Genomic DNA, 15,404 nt, shown 5'->3' with positions numbered 1-15,404 from the left:
CTGCCGCGAGTGCCGCCTATGCGTTCCCGTTGTTGTCCTCGGCCAGACGCATCAGCGTCGCCATGTCGTGCACGTAGAGCGTGCGCATCGCGTTCTGGCGATGCTTTTCCACCGTGCGATGGCTGATCCGCAGTTGCCGCGCGATCTGCTTGCTGGTCTGGCCGCGGCAGAGTTCGCGCACGATCTCGCATTCGCGCGGCCGCAGCGTCTGCCACGGACCGTTGCCGATATCGGCCGCCGCCGTCGGGCGCGTGCGCAGCGCATGCGCGACCAGTTGCGCGGTGTGGTGGAAGCCGAGCTTGCTGCAGATATTGGCGCGGTGCTTGCGCACGGTCGATTCGCCGATCGCCAGCACGCGCGCGATCTGCCGGCAGCGCAGGCGCCGGCCGATCAGGTTCAGGACCTGGTTTTCCCTGCAGGTAAGCATCGCGCGGCTCCATCCCGGTGGCGCCCTGTGATGGGGCGCTAAAGGGATGAACGCGCGCGCTGCCGCGTTGTGAGCTCAGCGGCTGGCGATGCGATTGCAGGCGCGCACGACGGTCTGCACTTGAGCATGCGCGGGGCGAAATCGGGCTAGGCCGCTGCTGGAGCCGGCTTCTTCTTCCTTGCGCTGTCCCAAGCGCGGCTGGGCCTATTCAATCGCGTCCTGCGCCGCGTGGCCTAACCCAACCGCCGTTCGACGCAGCACACCGCAGCGCCAGTCGATTGCCTGCTGGCCGCGATGCGGCCTACTGCAGCAGCGACGACACGCCTTCAGCCCACGCGGGTGCCGAAGATGCGGTCGCCGGCGTCGCCGAGGCCGGGCAGGATGTAGCCCTTGTCGTTGAGGTGGTCGTCGATCGCGGCGGTATAGACCTCCACGTCCGGATGCGCCGCTTCCAGCGCCTGCAGTCCTTCCGGCGCGGCGACCAGGAAGATGCCCTTGATCCGCCGCGCGCCGGCGCGCTTGAGCATGTCCACGGTGGCGATCAGGGTGCCGCCGGTGGCCAGCATCGGGTCCAGGATCAGCGCGTCGCGTTCTTCCAGGCGGCCGGTGAGGCGCTCGAAGTAGGGCACCGGCTGCAGCGTCTCCTCGTCGCGCTGCAGGCCGACCACGCTGACCCGCGCCGCTGGAATCAGCGCCAGCACGCCGGGCAGCATGCCCAGCCCCGCGCGCAGGATCGGCACCAGGGTGATCTTGGCGCCGGCGATGCGCTGCACCTGGGTAGGGCCGGCCCAGCCCTGCATCGTGTGCGTCTCCGTCTCCAGGTCGGCGGTGGCCTCGTAGCCGAGCAGGGTGCCGAGTTCGGTGACCAGTTCGCGGAAGCCCTTGGTGCTCAGCGCGGCATCGCGCAGCAGGCCGATCTTGTGCTGCACCAGCGGATGGCGGACTTCGACGATCTTCATGGGCGCGCTCGCAAGGGGGATGCGCACAGTGTGCCGCAGCCGGCGCGACGACGGCCAGGTATTCCGGGACTACCTGTCGTCAGCGCGGCCGCGAGATGCGGAGCGGACGAATCGGATGGTAACTTACCCGGACGTCATGCCGATCGTGCGCAACCACGTGTCCACCAGCGCGGGCCACCGGGTGATCGGGAACTCGCTGGGACGCAAGCCGAAGGCATGGCCGCCGTGCGGATACAGATGCATTTCCACCGGAACGCCGGCGTTCTTCAAGGCGATGTAATAGACCAGCGACTGATTGATCCCGTCCACGCGGTCGTCTTCGGCCTGCAGCAGGAAGGTCGGCGGTGTCCGCTCGCCGACCGGCACATCCGGATTGAGTTCGAACTTGTCGTCGTCGATCCACAGGTGTCCCGGATACAGGGCCACAGCGAAATCCGGCCGGCAGCTCTGCTCGTCCGCCGCGTCGACGGCGGGGTAGAGCCGGCGCTCGAAATGCGTGCTGATCGCCGCCACCAGGTGCCCGCCCGCCGAGAAGCCCAGCACGCCGATCCGGTGCGGATCGATATGCCACTGCGCTGCGTTCTGGCGTACCAGGCCTATGGTGCGTTGCGCGTCCTGCAATGCCATGGGCGATTTCGGGTAGGGCCCCGACTGCGGCTGCTGCCTGTCGCCCGGCACGCGGTACTTCAGCAGCACGCAGGTGATGCCGCGCGAGGTGAGCCAATCGCACACTTCGGTCCCTTCCAGATCCATCGCCAATACCCAGTACCCGCCGCCGGGAAACACGACGACGGCGGCTCCGGTGTTGCGGCCCTTCGGCGCATAGACCGTCATCGTCGGGCGCGAGACGCGCTCCGCCGCCGTCCATGGTTTTCCGGCCACCTTATTGCGCGTGGTCACGAACTCCGGGCCCGGCAATGGCTGTGCGTCGGGCGGCGTTCCGGGCCATATCGGGACTTGCACGTGTCCGGGCGCTGGTTCCCAAGCTGCGGCGCGCACACCCGGCGCCAACGATGCAAACAGCGCGGCAAGCGCGATGGCGATGGATTTCATGCGTCCCCTTGGCAGCCGAAGCGAAACAACCGGGGGGAATGCTAGCTGCCAGCGCGGCGCCGGTCGAATCGGCCGCATGAAGCCGTGCTAGCGGAAACTCACTGCGCCAGGCGATAGAGCAGGAACGCGGCCAGTGCCAGCAGCGCCCAGCATGCCAGGCCCAGGATCATCACCGCATCGTCGCTGGCGATCAGGCTGCCGCTGGCGTTGCGATAGAGCAACGGTTGGCCGTGGCGGCGCTTGCCGGGCCGGCGCGGTAGCCGGTCGCGGCGGGCTTCGGCGCGGATCCAGCCCAGCGACAGCACCGGTAGCAGCATGCGCCCGCTCCAGTAGCCGAACAACTGCAGGACGAGTTCGAACAGCGGCCGGGCGATCGCCTCGGCCAGGTCCTGCAGCATGCGCCAGCCGGCCTCAGGCGGCTGCGGCCTGCGCCAGGCGCGGACCCTCGCGCAGCGCGCGGCCGATCAGCCCGACCAGCAGGTCCAGTTCGTCGCTGTCCATCGCGAAATGCGGGGTGAAGCGCAGCGAATTCTCGCCGCCGTGGATCACGTTGACCCCGTGCTGGCGCAGCCATTCCTCGGTGGAGCCGGCGCCGTAGCACTTGAACTGGGGGGCCAGCGCGCAGGAGAACAGCAGGCCGGTGCCCTGCACCTGGGTGATCAGCCCGCCGAGCTCGCTCTTGAGCTTCTCCAGTTTCTGCACTGCCTCGGCGCCGCGTGCGCGGATGTTGGCGCGCACCTGCGGGGTCAGCTGCGCCAGCGTGGCGCTGGCCACGTCCAGCGCGCGCGGGTTGCTGGTCATGGTGTTGCCGTAGGTGCCCTTGCGGTACAGCTGCGCGGCGTGCTCGGTCACCGCCAGCACCGACAGCGGGTACTGCGCGGCGTTGAGCGCCTTGGAATAGGTTTCCATGTCCGGCGCGTCGAGCTGTTCGAAGCCGGGGTAGTCCACCACCGACAGCACGCCGTGGGCGCGCAGCCCGGCCTGGATCGAATCGACCAGCAGCAGGCTGCCGTGGGCGCGGGTCAGTTCGCGCGCGGCGGCGTAGAACGCCGGCGGCAGCGCGCGGCCCGGGTCGCCTTCGCCCATCACCGGCTCCAGGAACACCGCCTCGACGAACCAGCCGTGCTGCTCGGCGTCGGCGAAGGCGCGGCGCAAGGCCTCCACGTCGTAGGGCGCGATCGCGATCACCGAATCCTCGCCGCGATAGCTGGCCAGGTGCTGCACGTAGGCCTTGCGGCTGGAATCGGAATACAGCCCGGGGCGGTCGGTGCGGCCGTGGAAACTGCCCTTGACCACGAGGCGCTTGATCCTGGCACCGGCATGGCGCGCGCCCGGGTCGGTCTGCAGCTTGGCGTTGATGTCGGCGATGCGCGCGGCCAGGCCCACCGCTTCGGAGCCGGAGTTGAGACACATGAACTTGCTGTACGGACAGGCGCCGCGCTGCTGGCCGATCTCGGCGCGCAGCGCGCGCTCGAAGCGCAGCTGCGACAGGCTCGGGGTCATCACGTTGGCCATCGCCTGCGGCCGCGCCATCGCCTCCAGCACCGCGTCCGGGGTGTGGCCGAAGCCGAGCATGCCGTAGCCGCCGGCGTCGTACAGCACCGCGCCCTTCAGCGTGACCACCCACGGCCCGCGCGCGGCCAGTGCCACGTACGGGGTCACCGCGTCGTCGGCGTAGAAGTTGACGAAGCCGGCCTGCAGCGTGCGGATCTGCTCGATCTCGTCCAGTTCGAGCAGGTCGGCGAACTCCGCGGCCAGGCGTGGATGGTCCGCGGCGGCGGCATCGAGCGCGGCCCGCAGCTGCGGGTGCGAGGCGGCCAGGCGTTCGATGCTGGCATCGTCCAGGCCGGCGGTCAGGCGTTCGCCGGCATGGGCGCGCAGCGGGGCGAGGGGGCCGAGTACGGTCATGCGGGATCTCCTGGAGGCGGGGCGTTCAGCGATAGACCTTCTATTATCGGGACCGGATCGTCGGTTGGCAGAGTTGATTTGTGCAGGAAATCGGATAATTTCGTCGATTCGACGAAATCCGGCCACGTATGAAGATCACTTCCTCCGACGAACGCCTGCTCTCGCTGCTGCGCGAGGACGCCCGCGCCTCCACCGCGCAGATCGCCCGCAAGCTCGGCCTGTCGCGCACCACCGTGCAGAGCCGGATCGAGCGGCTGGAGCGCGAGGGGGTGATCTGCGGCTACACCGTACGTACCCGCGACGACTTCGAGCAGGGCCACATCCGCGCGCACATTCTGATTACCGTGCTGCCGAAGAAGATGACCTCGGTGGTCAAGGCGCTGCGCGAGATCGACGAGGTCCGCGTGCTGCATTCGGTCAGCGGCTCCTACGACCTGATCGCGCTGGGCGTGGTGCCCGGAGTCAACGACATGGACGTGCTGACCGACCGCATCGGCGCGGTCGATGGAGTGGAGCGCACGACCTCGTCGATCATTCTTTCGACCAAGTTCGAGCGGTGAAAAGCTGGGAATCGGGAATGGGGAGTAGGGAATCGTAAAAGCGAAAGCGGATGGCTGCAGGGGCAGGATGCCGCTGTTGCGATTCTCCATTCCCGATTCCCCATTCCCGGCCAGCTACAATGACCGGCCACCTGCACTGTGATACGCCGGCCTTGAAGAAGTCCGATTTCCGCTACGAGCTGCCCGAGGAACTGATCGCGCAGGCGCCGCTGGCCGAACGCTCCGCCAGCCGCCTGCTGCTGGTGCCGCCGGCACCGGCGCCGTTCGCCGACCGCCAGGTGCGCGATCTGCCCGAGCTGCTGCAGCCGGGCGATCTGCTGGTGTTCAACGACACCCGGGTGATCCCGGCGCGGCTGTTCGGCAACAAGAGCAGCGGCGGCCGCGTGGAGATCCTGATCGAGCGCCTGCTCGGCGCCCAGCGTGCGCGTGCGCAGCTGGGCGTGAGCAAGTCGCCCAAGGCCGGCGCGCGCATCGCCCTGGATGCCGGCGGCGAGGCCGAGGTGCTGGACCGCGACGGCGAGTTCTACGTGCTGCAATTCCACGTGCCCGACACGCTGGAGGCGTGGCTGCAACAGGCCGGGCGCCTGCCGTTGCCGCCGTACATCCGCCGCGAGCCTGGGCTGGACGATCGCGAGCGCTACCAGACCGTGTTCGCGCGCGAGGCCGGCGCGGTCGCCGCGCCGACCGCCGGCCTGCATTTCGATGCGCCGTTGCTGGAGGCGCTGCAGGCGCGCGGCGTGAGCGTCGGCCATGTCACCTTGCACGTGGGCGCGGGCACCTTCCAGCCGGTGCGGGTGGAGGCGCTCGCGCAGCACGTGATGCACCGCGAATGGCTCAACGTCGGCGCCAGCCTGGTCGAGCAGGTACGGCGCACGCGCGCCGCCGGCGGCCGCGTGATCGCGGTCGGGACCACGGTGGTGCGCGCGCTGGAGAGCGCGTCGAAGGACGGCGAACTGCATCCGTTCGCCGGCGAGACGCAGATCTTCATCCTGCCCGGCTACCGCATCCGCAGCGTCGATGCGATGGTCACCAACTTCCATCTGCCGGAAAGCACGCTGCTGATGATGGTCTCGGCCTTCGCCGGCCGCGAACGCATCTTCGACGCGTACCGACATGCGATCGAACAGCGCTACCGCTTCTTCAGCTACGGCGATGCGATGCTGTTGTGGGGCCGGGAGTAGGGATTCGGGATTGGGGATTCGTACCCGAAGGCGCGATCTGGCGTTTGCGTTCTGTCTGCGGATCGGCGCGTGCGCGCGAGATCGCGCGGCAGCGTACTGCCGCAAGCCGCCTGTCCGGCAACGTCGATCGTGCGGGATTGTGATGGGTGACGCGCAACGTCTTCTTGCGTAGACGATGCCGCGCGGCGTTGGGGGATGGACGCAAGCATCTCGTCTTGATGAGCGGAGCCAGCGCTCCGGATGTCCCGATGAGCGGGACATGTCATTCACTCAAAGGACGATTCCATGAAGAAGACATCCACCGACCTGTTGCTCGCCGCGCTGCTGATGAGCCTGGCGACAGCCTCGGCGCATGCGCAGACCCAGACCGCGGGCGGCGGCAAGTTTCCGGCCAAGCGCATGCTGCTAGAGGCGGGCACGCCGCGCAGCGACGCGCAAGGTCGCCGACTTTACGCGATCAACCTCAACCCGTTCGTGCTGCAGGAAACCGAACGGTTGTACGCGAAGACCAGCCCCGCGGATTTCCGCAGCATCGACCCGGCGATCCGTCCGCACCAGAACAGCAAGGGCATGGTGCATTTCGCCGACCAGATCGCGCGGATGCCAGGGGTGAAGATCGAGCGGGTGCTCTCGACGGTCTCCAACACCGTCTATGCGTGGATGCCGGAACGCGTGGCCGCGCAGCTGGCACGGATCGACTACGTCGTCTCGGTACGTGGAGTAGAGGCATCCGCTGCGACATTCTCGGCCGCGGGCGATAGCGTCAACGGCGCCGAGATCGCCTCGTGGGCCCTGCCGTACACCAACACCAACGATGCCTTCACCACGTCCAACCCGGTCTATCTGCTGGACGCGGTGCTGGACAACCCGCCGCATCCGGAACTCAACGTCGTGTACCGCCAGGATTCGCCGTCGGCCGTGCCCAATCCGCTGCACAGCACCGCCGTGGCCGGGTTGGTCGGCGCCAGGCAGAACGGGCAACTGGTGCGCGGGGTCAATCCTGGCCAGCCGATCAAGGCATTCGGCTTGAACGACTTGAACGAGGACACCGTGGCCACTGCGCTCGACGCAGCCGCGCGCTACGCCGACGGGATCGGCGAGTTCGCCGTGCTGAACATGTCGTTCAACACCTATCCCGGGTCGGCCAACTGGTTCGCGTCGAGTCAGAAATGGGGCCGCCGGATCCGCGCCGCCAGCAACCGTTTCTTCATCACCCAGTCGGCGGGCAATGCCTACACCGATGGGCGATCGCCGCTGGAGACCGACGCCTGCAAGCTGGCCTACGACAATGCAGGCACGGCACGCGACATGGATGGCATCGTCGTGGTCGGCGGCCTGCAGCGCGACGGCTCGCGTTTCGGCGGCGCGGAGAACAGCGCGCAATGGGGCGGATTCGCCAGCGGCTCCACTGTCGGTCCCTGCATCGAGGCATGGGCGCCGGCGCACGAGATCACCAATCTGATCTACAGCGGCGGCACCGAGGCGGTGTCCGGCACGTCCTTCGCCGCGCCGATCGTGGCGGCGATCGCGTCGCGCTACGGCGACAGCCAGACCCGGCCGATCGAGCGCGAGGCCTACATCAAGGCCGGCCTGGCCGCCACCGGCTACAGCGAAGCCGGATTGCCGCTGAAGAAGGTGCAGTACGTCGCGCCCGCGCAATTCAATATTCCCAAGCGCCTGCCGGTGGTGGCGGCGACGTCGCCGACCAATTCGGCCAACCTGGTGTCGCTGTACGACGGCAAGTTCTTCAGCGACGTCGACTACTGGAATGCGCAGACCAACTGGGGCAGCGTGACCCTGGACCTGGGCCAGCTGCGCACGGTGACCGGGGTGCGGATCACCGTGCGCACCGCGGCCAGCGATCTGGCGGGGGTGGCGCAACCGATCGACTTCGCGGTGTCGTCCGGCGTTCCTGGCGCAGTGTTCGGCGGCAGTACCGGCGGCGGGCAGGTCAGCTATGGCACGCCGGTCTACTACACCGAGGCCGATCAATCCGATGTGGCGCCGGTCTACATCGCGCTTAGCGGTGGCGCGCGCTACCTGAAGATCGAGGCCAACAACCCGTACTCCTGGCTGGCCTATTCGGAAATCGAGATCTACGGCTACTGATGGCGCAAACGGGTGCCGACGCCGGTCCGGCATCGGCACCTTTGCACTGCCGGGGCTTGCGGCGCAGCGGCGCGGCGGTCCCTCGGAGTCGGGCATGCTGGTGCAGCTGCGGCCTTTGCGCGAACGCAGAACATCCGCTTGAAACACGGGCTTGCCCTGGCCGCCAGGCGCCGGCCCGAGCCTCGGCGCTCCGGCAATGCGACAATAGCCGGCTAGCCGACTTCCGCCCGACCATGTCCCGATTGCAGTTCCAGCTCGATACCACCGACGGCGCCGCGCGCCGCGGCCGCCTGACCTTCCCGCGCGGCACGGTGGAGACCCCGGCGTTCATGCCGGTCGGCACCTACGGTTCGGTCAAGGGCGTGCTGCCCGAGCAGATCAAGGCGCTGGGCGCGCAGATCATCCTCGGCAATACCTTCCACCTGTACCTGCGGCCGGGCCTGGACGTGATCGGCGATCACGGCGGGCTGCACGGCTTCGCGCGCTGGGACGGGCCGATCCTCACCGATTCGGGCGGGTTCCAGGTGTTCTCGCTGGCGCATCGGCGCAAGATCAGCGAGCAGGGGGTGACCTTCGCCTCGCCGACCGACGGCGCCAAAGTGTTCCTGGGGCCCGAGGAGAGCATGCGGATCCAGAAGGTGCTCGACTCGGACATCGTGATGATCTTCGACGAGTGCACCCCGTACCCGGCCACCGAGGACGTCGCGCGCCGCTCGATGGAGCTGAGCCTGCGCTGGGCGCAGCGCTCGCGCGATGCGCACGACGGCCTGGACAACGATGCGGCGCTGTTCGGCATCGTCCAGGGCGGCGTGCATGCGGACCTGCGCACGCGCTCGATCGAGGGCCTGCAGGCGATCGGCTTCGACGGCTACGCGATCGGCGGGCTGGCGGTGGGCGAGCCGGAGCACGAGCGCAACGCGATGCTCGAACACCTGCATCCGCGGCTGCCGGCCGACCGCCCGCGCTACCTGATGGGGGTAGGGCGGCCGGAGGATCTGGTCGAGGGCGTGGCCCGCGGCGTGGACATGTTCGATTGCGTGATGCCGACCCGCAATGCGCGCAACGGCCACTATTTCACATCGTTCGGCACCGTACGCATCCGCAACGCCCGCTACGAGCGCGACCTGGCGCCGATCGAGCCGGGCTGCGGCTGCCATGCCTGCAGCGGCGGCTATACCCGCTCCTACCTGCGCCACCTGGACCGTTGCAACGAGATGCTGGCGCCGATGCTGGGCACCCTGCACAACCTCTGGTACTACCAGAAACTGATGGCCGACATGCGCGCGGCGATCGCCGCGGGAACCTTTGCCCAGTTCCGGCGGTCCTTCTATGCGGCGCGCGGGGCGGAAGCCACACCGCTGCCCTCGTAGCAGGGATAAAGCCCCTCTCCCACCGGGAGAGGGGTTGGGGTGAGGGTACGGGGCGCAGCCTCGCGGGCATCGCAGGCGCACGAGGCTGCGCCCATACCCTCATCCGCCGCTGCGCGGCACCTTCTCCCGGTGGGAGAAGGGAGGCGTTGCGGCCTGATCCAAGGAGGGGCTGCAATACCACCTTCTCACCGGAGCAGGAATAAGCCCCTCTCCCACCGGGAGAGGGGTTGGGGTGAGGGTACGGGGGCGCAGCCTCGCGGGCATCGAAGGCACACGAGGCTGCGCCCGTACCCTCATCCGCCGCTGCGCGGCACCTTCCCCCGAGAAGGGGGCCATGGTCCCGAGGGAAGATAGGGAGGGCGCGACGGTCGTTCCGGGGGCAAGGGGAGATCGTGGCATAATCGGCGGCTGCTTGCCGCCTCCGGCGACAAACCAGCGGTCCGTGCCCTCAACGGCGACGGGCTGCCCAAACCATAGGACACACCGATGAACCCGCTCGATTTCCTGATTCCCGTAGCCCAGGCGCAGACCGCCGGTGCCGCTCCTGCCGCTGGCGGCGGCATGCAGATGTTCCTGCTGCCGATCATCCTGATCGCGGTGATGTATTTCGTGATGATCCGCCCGCAGATGAAGCGGCAGAAGGAGCACAAGTCGATGCTGGACAAGCTCGGTCGCGGCGACGAGGTCATCACCTCCGGTGGCGTGGCCGGCGTGGTCACCGACATCGGCGACAACTTCATCACCGTGGAAATCGCCGACAACGTGCGCATCCGCGTGCAGAAGGGCGCCATCGGCAACGTGCTGCCCAAGGGCACGCTGAAGTCCGCCTGATTCATTTCTCTTACTGCTAGGCGCGGCGCCGGCGTGGCGTTGCGCGGGGTCCTGCAATGCTCGAGTTTCCGCGCTGGAAGTATTTCCTCATCCTGATCGTGCTGGCGTTCAGTGCGTTGTACGCGCTGCCCAACGTCTACCAGAAGGACCCTTCGGTACAGATCACCGCCAGCCGCGGCGGCCAGCTCGACGAGGCCCTGCGCGAGCGGGTCAGCGCCGAGCTGAAGACGGCCGGGATCACCCCCAAGTCGGTGGCCAAGGAGGGCGATAGCCTGATGGTGCGTCTGCCGAGCCTGCAGGCGCAGACCCGCGCCAACGACATCCTGCGCCAGCAGGTGGGCGAGAACTACACGGTGGCGCTGAACTTGGCCTCGACCGTGCCGAGCTGGCTGTCGGCGATCGGCGGCAAGCCGATGGTGCTGGGCCTGGACCTGGTCGGCGGCGTGCACTTCGCGTTGCAGGTGGACCAGAAGGCGGCGCTGGACAAGCGCCTGGATGCCTTCGCCGAGGACATCCGCACCACGCTGCGCGACAGCCGCATTCCCTACCGCTCGGTCGAGCGCCGTGCCGACAACAGCATCCAGGTCGGGCTGGGCGAGGGCGCCGACGTCAATGCCGCGCGCGCCGCGCTGAGCAAGGCGCAGCCGACGCTGAGCTATGCCGTGACCGGGCAGACCATCGCGGTCGGCGTGCCCGACGCCGAGCTCAAGCAGATCGCCGCCGGCGCGATCGAGCAGAACCTGACCACGCTGCGCAATCGCGTCAACCAGTTGGGCGTGGCCGAGCCGATCATCCAGCGCCAGGGCGAGGACCGCATCGTGGTCGAGCTGCCGGGCGTGCAGGACACCGCCGAGGCCAAGCGCATGATTGGCGCCACCGCCACGCTGGAGTTCCGCGGCGTGGTCGAAGGCAACGCCGAGGACGCGGTGCGCACCGGCAACATCCCGCCGGAAGCCAAGGTGTTCCGCCTGCGCGACAGCGGCGCCCCGGTGCTGCTGAACAAGCGCGTGCTGGTGTCCGGCGACCAGATGGTCAACGCCACCGTCAGCAACGACCAGAACGGCCTGCCGGCGGTGTCGGTCACGCTCAACAACGTCGCGGGCCAGCGCATGTTCGAGTACACCAGCGCCAACACCGGCAAGCTGATGTCGGTGGTCTACATCGAGCGCATCCCGACCGTGAGCATGGTCGACGGCAAGGAAGTGCGCAGCGTGCGGGTCAAGGAAGAAGCGCTGGCGCCGACCCGCATCGCCGGCGTGTTCGGCAAGAACTTCCAGACCACCGGCCTGGAGAAGGTCGAGGCCGAGAACCTGGCCAAGCTGCTGCGCGCCGGTTCGCTGGCCGCGCCGATGGACTTCGTCGAGGAATACGTGATCGGCCCGAGCCTGGGTGCGGAGAACGTCGAGCGCGGCGTCACCGCGGTGCTGTACGCGTTCCTGTTCACCCTGGTGTTCTTCGGCGTGTACTACCGCATGTTCGGCGCGATCACCTCGGTGGCGCTGCTGATGAACCTGCTGATCGTGGTCTCGGTGATGTCGCTGTTCGGCGCCACCATGACCTTGCCCGGCTTCGCCGGCCTGGCCTTGTCGGTCGGCCTGTCGGTGGACGCCAACGTGCTGATCAACGAGCGTATCCGCGAGGAGCTGCGGCAGGGCATGCCGCCGAAGTCGGCGATCGTCGCCGGCTACGAGAAGGCGGGCGGCACCATCCTCGACGCCAACCTCACCGGCCTGATCGTCGGCGTGGCCTTGTACGCGTTCGGGACCGGGCCGCTGAAGGGCTTCGCGCTGACCATGATCATCGGCATCTTCGCCTCGATGTTCACCGCGATCACCGTGTCGCGCGCGCTGGCCACGCTGATCTACAGCCGTCGCAAGAAGCTCAAGTCGCTGGCGATCTGAGCCGCACGCGCATCCTTCGCAAGACCCTGCGCGGCGCTGCGCAGGGGATGAAAAAATGCGAGTCCTTCGCAAGAGCCCGCGCATCCATGTGCGGGGGGGTGAAAATGCGAGTCCCTCGCAAGAGCCCGCACCTCCATGTGCGGGGTCCAAATTTATGAAGAGCATGTCTCCATGAAAATCTTCCCGCTTCATCTGATCCCGAACGACACCAAGATCGACTTCATGCGTTGGCGGCGTCCGACCCTGGTGCTGATGCTGGTGCTGGCGGTGGCCTCGCTCGGGGTGATCTTCGCCAAGGGCTTCAACTACGCGTTGGAGTTCACCGGCGGCGCGCTGGTGCAGACCAGTTTCCAGAAGCCGGTGGACATCGACCATGTGCGCGCGCAGCTGGCCACCGCCGGCTTCGAGAACGCGCAGGTGCAGAACGTCGGCAGCGGCAACGAGATCGTGATCCGCCTGCAGCCGCAGGGCGAGCACAATAACGAAGACGTGACCAAGAACCTCGCCGAGCAGGTGCGCAAGGCGGTGAGCACGGCGGAGAACCCGGCGACGGTGAAGCCGGGCGAATTCGTCGGCCCGCAGGTCGGCAAGGACCTGGCGCTGAACGGCGTCTACGCGACCGTGTTCATGCTGGTCGGCTTCCTGATCTACATCGGCTTCCGCTTCGAGTGGAAGTTCGCGGTGGTGGCGAGCCTGACCGCGCTGTTCGACCTGTTGGTGACGGTGGCCTACATCTCGCTCACCGGCCGCGAGTTCGACCTGACCGTGCTGGCCGGCCTGCTGTCGGTGATGGGCTTTGCGATCAACGACATCATCGTGGTGTTCGACCGCGTGCGCGAGAACTTCCGCAGCCTGCGCGTGGAGCCGGTGGAAGTGCTGAACCGCTCGATCAACCAGACCCTGTCGCGCACCGTGATCACCGCGGTGATGTTCTTCCTGTCGGCACTGGCGCTGTACCTGTACGGCGGCAACTCGATGGAAGGCCTGGCCCTGACCCACATGATCGGCGCGATCATCGTGGTGGTGTCCTCGGTGATCGTGGCGGTGCCGCTGCTGTCGATCGGCCCGTTCCAGGTCACCAAGCAGGACCTGCTGCCCAAGACCAAGGACGTCGAGGCGTTGGCGCGCAGGCCCTGAAAGGCCGGGATTCGGGATTGGGGATTGGGGATTCGCAAAGCGGGTTCCCGGTTCTGCAACGAAAAAGCCGCGCATCTGCGCGGCTTTTTCGTTCTGGGAAGAGGAGGGGATCAGCGATGGGGTGCCGCTCTTGCGAATCCCCAATCCCAAATCCCCAATCCCGGCCCATCAAAACTTCGCGTCGAACTCCGCCGCATACCCGGTGTTGACGATCAGCTTCTGCAGCGCGTCGCTGACCTTGATGTTGCCGGCCACGATCTGGTACTGCGGGGTGCCGCGGTCGTCGATGCGGCCCGGGGTGGCGCCCTTGAAGTCGGTGATGCGGCCGCCGGCCTCGCGCACCAACAGCACGCCGGCGGCGATGTCCCAGGCCTTCACCCCGGCCTCGAAGTAGGCGTCGGTGCGGCCGCAGGCCACGTAGGCCAGGTCCAGCGCGGCCGAGCCGGTGCGGCGGATGTCCTCGGCCTGCACCATCAGCGCGTCCACGCACTTGAGCTGGGCGCTGGTGCGCTTGCGCTCGCGCGGGGCGAAGCCGGTGTTGACCATCGCCCCGTTCAGCTCCTTGCGCTCGCTGACGCGGATGCGGCGGTCGTTGAGCACCGCGCCGTTGCCGCGGCTGGCGGTGAACAGCTCGTTGCGCAGCGGATCGAAGATCACCGCGTCGATCGGCTCGCCGTTTTCGACCAGGGCGATCGACACGCAGTAATGCGGGAAGCCGCGCAGGTAGTTGCTGGTGCCGTCGAGCGGGTCGATCACCCACATGTAGCGGCCGCCGCCCTGCACGCCGCCTTCCTCGCCCATCACCCCGTAATCGGGGTAGGCGCGGCGCAGTTCCTTGACGATCACCTTCTCCGCGTCGGCATCGACTTCGCTGGCGTAGTCCATGCGGTCCTTCTGCACCACGTTCAGCGCTTCCAGCCGGTTGATATGGCGCAACAGCACATTGCCGGCGAGGCGGGCGGCCTTGACCATGACGGTGACGGCGGGTTTTTGCATGGCAACGGCTCCCGAGAGGGCGGAGAAGGATCTGGCGGAGGAAAAGAACAGTCCGGCGCGAAGACCGGCCGCGCAGTTTACCATCTACGCCCCGTTCGCTCCGCATCTTCCTGCCATGACCGCTTCTGCCCACATCCGCTTCGTTCTGGTCGGTACCCAGCACCCCGGCAATATCGGGGCCGCGGCGCGGGCGATGAAGACCATGGGCCAGGCGCGGCTGGTGCTGGTGGCGCCGGAGCGCGCGCTCGACGAGGACGGCTACCGGCGCTCGGCCGGCGCCGAGGACGTGCTGCAGCAGGCGCCGGTGCTGGCCACCCTGGCCGAGGCGGTGGCCGACTGCCAACTGGTGCTCGGTTGCACCGCGCGCAGTCGGCGGGTGTCGCTGGAAGAACTGCTGCCGGCGGACGGCGCGCAACGCCTGGTGACTGCGGCCGCCGAGCAGGCCGAGGTGGCGTTGGTGTTCGGGCGCGAGCGCACCGGCCTGACCAACGAGGAACTGCAGCTGTGCCACGCGGCGGTGCACATTCCCTCCGATCCCGCGTTCAGTTCGCTCAACCTGGCCGCGGCGGTGCAGGTGCTGGCCTACGAACTGCGCCTGGCGCTGCTGCGCGGCGAGGCGGGGCAGCCGGCCGCCGCCGCCGAACCCGGGTTCCGCGAGGCGCCGGCCAGTCATGCGCAGTTGGAGGGCTTGTTCGGGCAGTTGGCCGACACCCTGGACGACATCGACTTCCACAAGGGCCGCGCGCCGGATTCGGCGATGCGCAAACTGCGCCGGCTGTTCCTGCGCAACGCGCTGACCGAGCAGGAAGTGCGGCTGCTGCGCGGCATTCTGTCCGATGCGCAGCGCATGGCGCGGCTGGCGGGACAGGCGCGCAGCTAGTTTCGGGACCCGGGACGCGGGACCCGGCAAAGCAGGGATACCGGTCTTCGGCGACGGATCGCTTGGCGCAGCGCACAGCAAGTTCTCTCCCT

14 protein-coding genes are annotated in these 15,404 nt (G+C 67.9%); 8 read left to right on the top strand and 6 right to left on the bottom strand.

Going from position 1 to position 15,404, the window contains the following annotated elements; translation table 11 throughout:
- Positions 1 to 16: 16 nt before the first annotated feature.
- The 5 genes from HEP73_RS13815 to HEP73_RS13795 form a co-directional block, all read right to left on the bottom strand.
- Positions 17 to 427 (bottom strand): LuxR C-terminal-related transcriptional regulator, encoded by a 411-nt coding sequence (locus HEP73_RS13815; protein ID WP_185820418.1) that lies wholly within the window; start codon positions 425 to 427, stop codon positions 17 to 19.
- A 326-nt stretch (positions 428 to 753) separates the two neighbouring features.
- Positions 754 to 1,386, bottom strand: a complete 633-nt coding sequence (gene upp / locus HEP73_RS13810) for a uracil phosphoribosyltransferase (RefSeq protein WP_185820417.1) — start codon at positions 1,384 to 1,386, stop codon at positions 754 to 756.
- A 123-nt stretch (positions 1,387 to 1,509) separates the two neighbouring features.
- Positions 1,510 to 2,439 (bottom strand): alpha/beta hydrolase, encoded by a 930-nt coding sequence (locus HEP73_RS13805; RefSeq protein WP_185820416.1) that lies wholly within the window; start codon positions 2,437 to 2,439, stop codon positions 1,510 to 1,512.
- A gap of 98 nt (positions 2,440 to 2,537) precedes the next feature.
- The gene (locus tag HEP73_RS13800) at positions 2,538 to 2,837 is read right to left on the bottom strand and encodes a hypothetical protein (RefSeq protein WP_185820415.1); all 300 of its coding nucleotides are present in this window, start codon (positions 2,835 to 2,837) and stop codon (positions 2,538 to 2,540) included.
- A gap of 13 nt (positions 2,838 to 2,850) precedes the next feature.
- A complete protein-coding gene (locus tag HEP73_RS13795) occupies positions 2,851 to 4,347 on the bottom strand; it encodes an aminotransferase class III-fold pyridoxal phosphate-dependent enzyme (protein ID WP_185820414.1) in 1,497 nt (498 codons plus the stop codon).
- A 128-nt stretch (positions 4,348 to 4,475) separates the two neighbouring features.
- Here HEP73_RS13795 and HEP73_RS13790 point away from each other — a divergent pair, with 128 nt between their 5' ends.
- The 7 genes from HEP73_RS13790 (at position 4,476) to secF (ending at position 13,436) form a co-directional block, all read left to right on the top strand.
- Positions 4,476 to 4,907: an Lrp/AsnC family transcriptional regulator gene (locus HEP73_RS13790; RefSeq protein ID WP_053837440.1), complete on the top strand. Its 432-nt coding sequence runs from the start codon at positions 4,476 to 4,478 to the stop codon at positions 4,905 to 4,907.
- 119 nt (positions 4,908 to 5,026) lie between these two features.
- Positions 5,027 to 6,088, top strand: a complete 1,062-nt coding sequence (queA, locus tag HEP73_RS13785; RefSeq protein WP_185813216.1) for a tRNA preQ1(34) S-adenosylmethionine ribosyltransferase-isomerase QueA — start codon at positions 5,027 to 5,029, stop codon at positions 6,086 to 6,088.
- Positions 6,089 to 6,373: 285 nt separating this feature from the next.
- Positions 6,374 to 8,197: a S8/S53 family peptidase gene (locus HEP73_RS13780; RefSeq protein ID WP_185820413.1), complete on the top strand. Its 1,824-nt coding sequence runs from the start codon at positions 6,374 to 6,376 to the stop codon at positions 8,195 to 8,197.
- A 233-nt stretch (positions 8,198 to 8,430) separates the two neighbouring features.
- Positions 8,431 to 9,567, top strand: a complete 1,137-nt coding sequence (tgt, locus tag HEP73_RS13775; RefSeq protein WP_185820412.1) for a tRNA guanosine(34) transglycosylase Tgt — start codon at positions 8,431 to 8,433, stop codon at positions 9,565 to 9,567.
- Between the two features lie 486 nt (positions 9,568 to 10,053).
- Positions 10,054 to 10,398, top strand: a complete 345-nt coding sequence (gene yajC, locus HEP73_RS13770) for a preprotein translocase subunit YajC (RefSeq protein ID WP_145700623.1) — start codon at positions 10,054 to 10,056, stop codon at positions 10,396 to 10,398.
- A 56-nt stretch (positions 10,399 to 10,454) separates the two neighbouring features.
- On the top strand, positions 10,455 to 12,299 hold the full coding sequence (secD, locus tag HEP73_RS13765) for a protein translocase subunit SecD (protein WP_185820411.1): 1,845 nt from the start codon (positions 10,455 to 10,457) through the stop codon (positions 12,297 to 12,299).
- Positions 12,300 to 12,470: 171 nt separating this feature from the next.
- A complete protein-coding gene (secF, locus tag HEP73_RS13760; protein WP_185820410.1) occupies positions 12,471 to 13,436 on the top strand; it encodes a protein translocase subunit SecF in 966 nt (321 codons plus the stop codon).
- Between the two features lie 168 nt (positions 13,437 to 13,604).
- Here the strand turns inward: secF and HEP73_RS13755 are convergent, their stop codons facing one another.
- Positions 13,605 to 14,432: an inositol monophosphatase family protein gene (locus HEP73_RS13755; protein ID WP_185813211.1), complete on the bottom strand. Its 828-nt coding sequence runs from the start codon at positions 14,430 to 14,432 to the stop codon at positions 13,605 to 13,607.
- Between the two features lie 115 nt (positions 14,433 to 14,547).
- On the opposite strand from HEP73_RS13755, the gene HEP73_RS13750 reads away from it, so the two are divergent.
- Positions 14,548 to 15,312, top strand: a complete 765-nt coding sequence (locus tag HEP73_RS13750; protein WP_185820409.1) for an RNA methyltransferase — start codon at positions 14,548 to 14,550, stop codon at positions 15,310 to 15,312.
- Positions 15,313 to 15,404: the final 92 nt, after the last annotated feature.

Origin of the sequence: Xanthomonas sp. GW, assembly GCF_014236815.1 — a bacterium.
In the GTDB taxonomy this organism is placed as follows: Bacteria; Pseudomonadota; Gammaproteobacteria; order Xanthomonadales; family Xanthomonadaceae; genus Xanthomonas_A.
This window is presented reverse-complemented; position numbering and strand designations above follow the sequence as displayed.

What these genes read in the sequence shown, in the direction of transcription:
- HEP73_RS13815 (WP_185820418.1), bottom strand. Translation starts at nt 427, where the DNA reads ATGCTTACCTGCAGGGAAAACCAGGTCCTGAACCTGATCGGCCGGCGC.
- upp (WP_185820417.1), bottom strand. Translation starts at nt 1,386, where the DNA reads ATGAAGATCGTCGAAGTCCGCCATCCGCTGGTGCAGCACAAGATCGGC.
- HEP73_RS13805 (WP_185820416.1), bottom strand. Translation starts at nt 2,439, where the DNA reads ATGAAATCCATCGCCATCGCGCTTGCCGCGCTGTTTGCATCGTTGGCG.
- HEP73_RS13800 (WP_185820415.1), bottom strand. Translation starts at nt 2,837, where the DNA reads ATGCTGCAGGACCTGGCCGAGGCGATCGCCCGGCCGCTGTTCGAACTC.
- HEP73_RS13795 (WP_185820414.1), bottom strand. Translation starts at nt 4,347, where the DNA reads ATGACCGTACTCGGCCCCCTCGCCCCGCTGCGCGCCCATGCCGGCGAA.
- HEP73_RS13790 (WP_053837440.1), top strand. Translation starts at nt 4,476, where the DNA reads ATGAAGATCACTTCCTCCGACGAACGCCTGCTCTCGCTGCTGCGCGAG.
- queA (WP_185813216.1), top strand. Translation starts at nt 5,027, where the DNA reads ATGACCGGCCACCTGCACTGTGATACGCCGGCCTTGAAGAAGTCCGAT.
- HEP73_RS13780 (WP_185820413.1), top strand. Translation starts at nt 6,374, where the DNA reads ATGAAGAAGACATCCACCGACCTGTTGCTCGCCGCGCTGCTGATGAGC.
- tgt (WP_185820412.1), top strand. Translation starts at nt 8,431, where the DNA reads ATGTCCCGATTGCAGTTCCAGCTCGATACCACCGACGGCGCCGCGCGC.
- yajC (WP_145700623.1), top strand. Translation starts at nt 10,054, where the DNA reads ATGAACCCGCTCGATTTCCTGATTCCCGTAGCCCAGGCGCAGACCGCC.
- secD (WP_185820411.1), top strand. Translation starts at nt 10,455, where the DNA reads ATGCTCGAGTTTCCGCGCTGGAAGTATTTCCTCATCCTGATCGTGCTG.
- secF (WP_185820410.1), top strand. Translation starts at nt 12,471, where the DNA reads ATGAAAATCTTCCCGCTTCATCTGATCCCGAACGACACCAAGATCGAC.
- HEP73_RS13755 (WP_185813211.1), bottom strand. Translation starts at nt 14,432, where the DNA reads ATGCAAAAACCCGCCGTCACCGTCATGGTCAAGGCCGCCCGCCTCGCC.
- HEP73_RS13750 (WP_185820409.1), top strand. Translation starts at nt 14,548, where the DNA reads ATGACCGCTTCTGCCCACATCCGCTTCGTTCTGGTCGGTACCCAGCAC.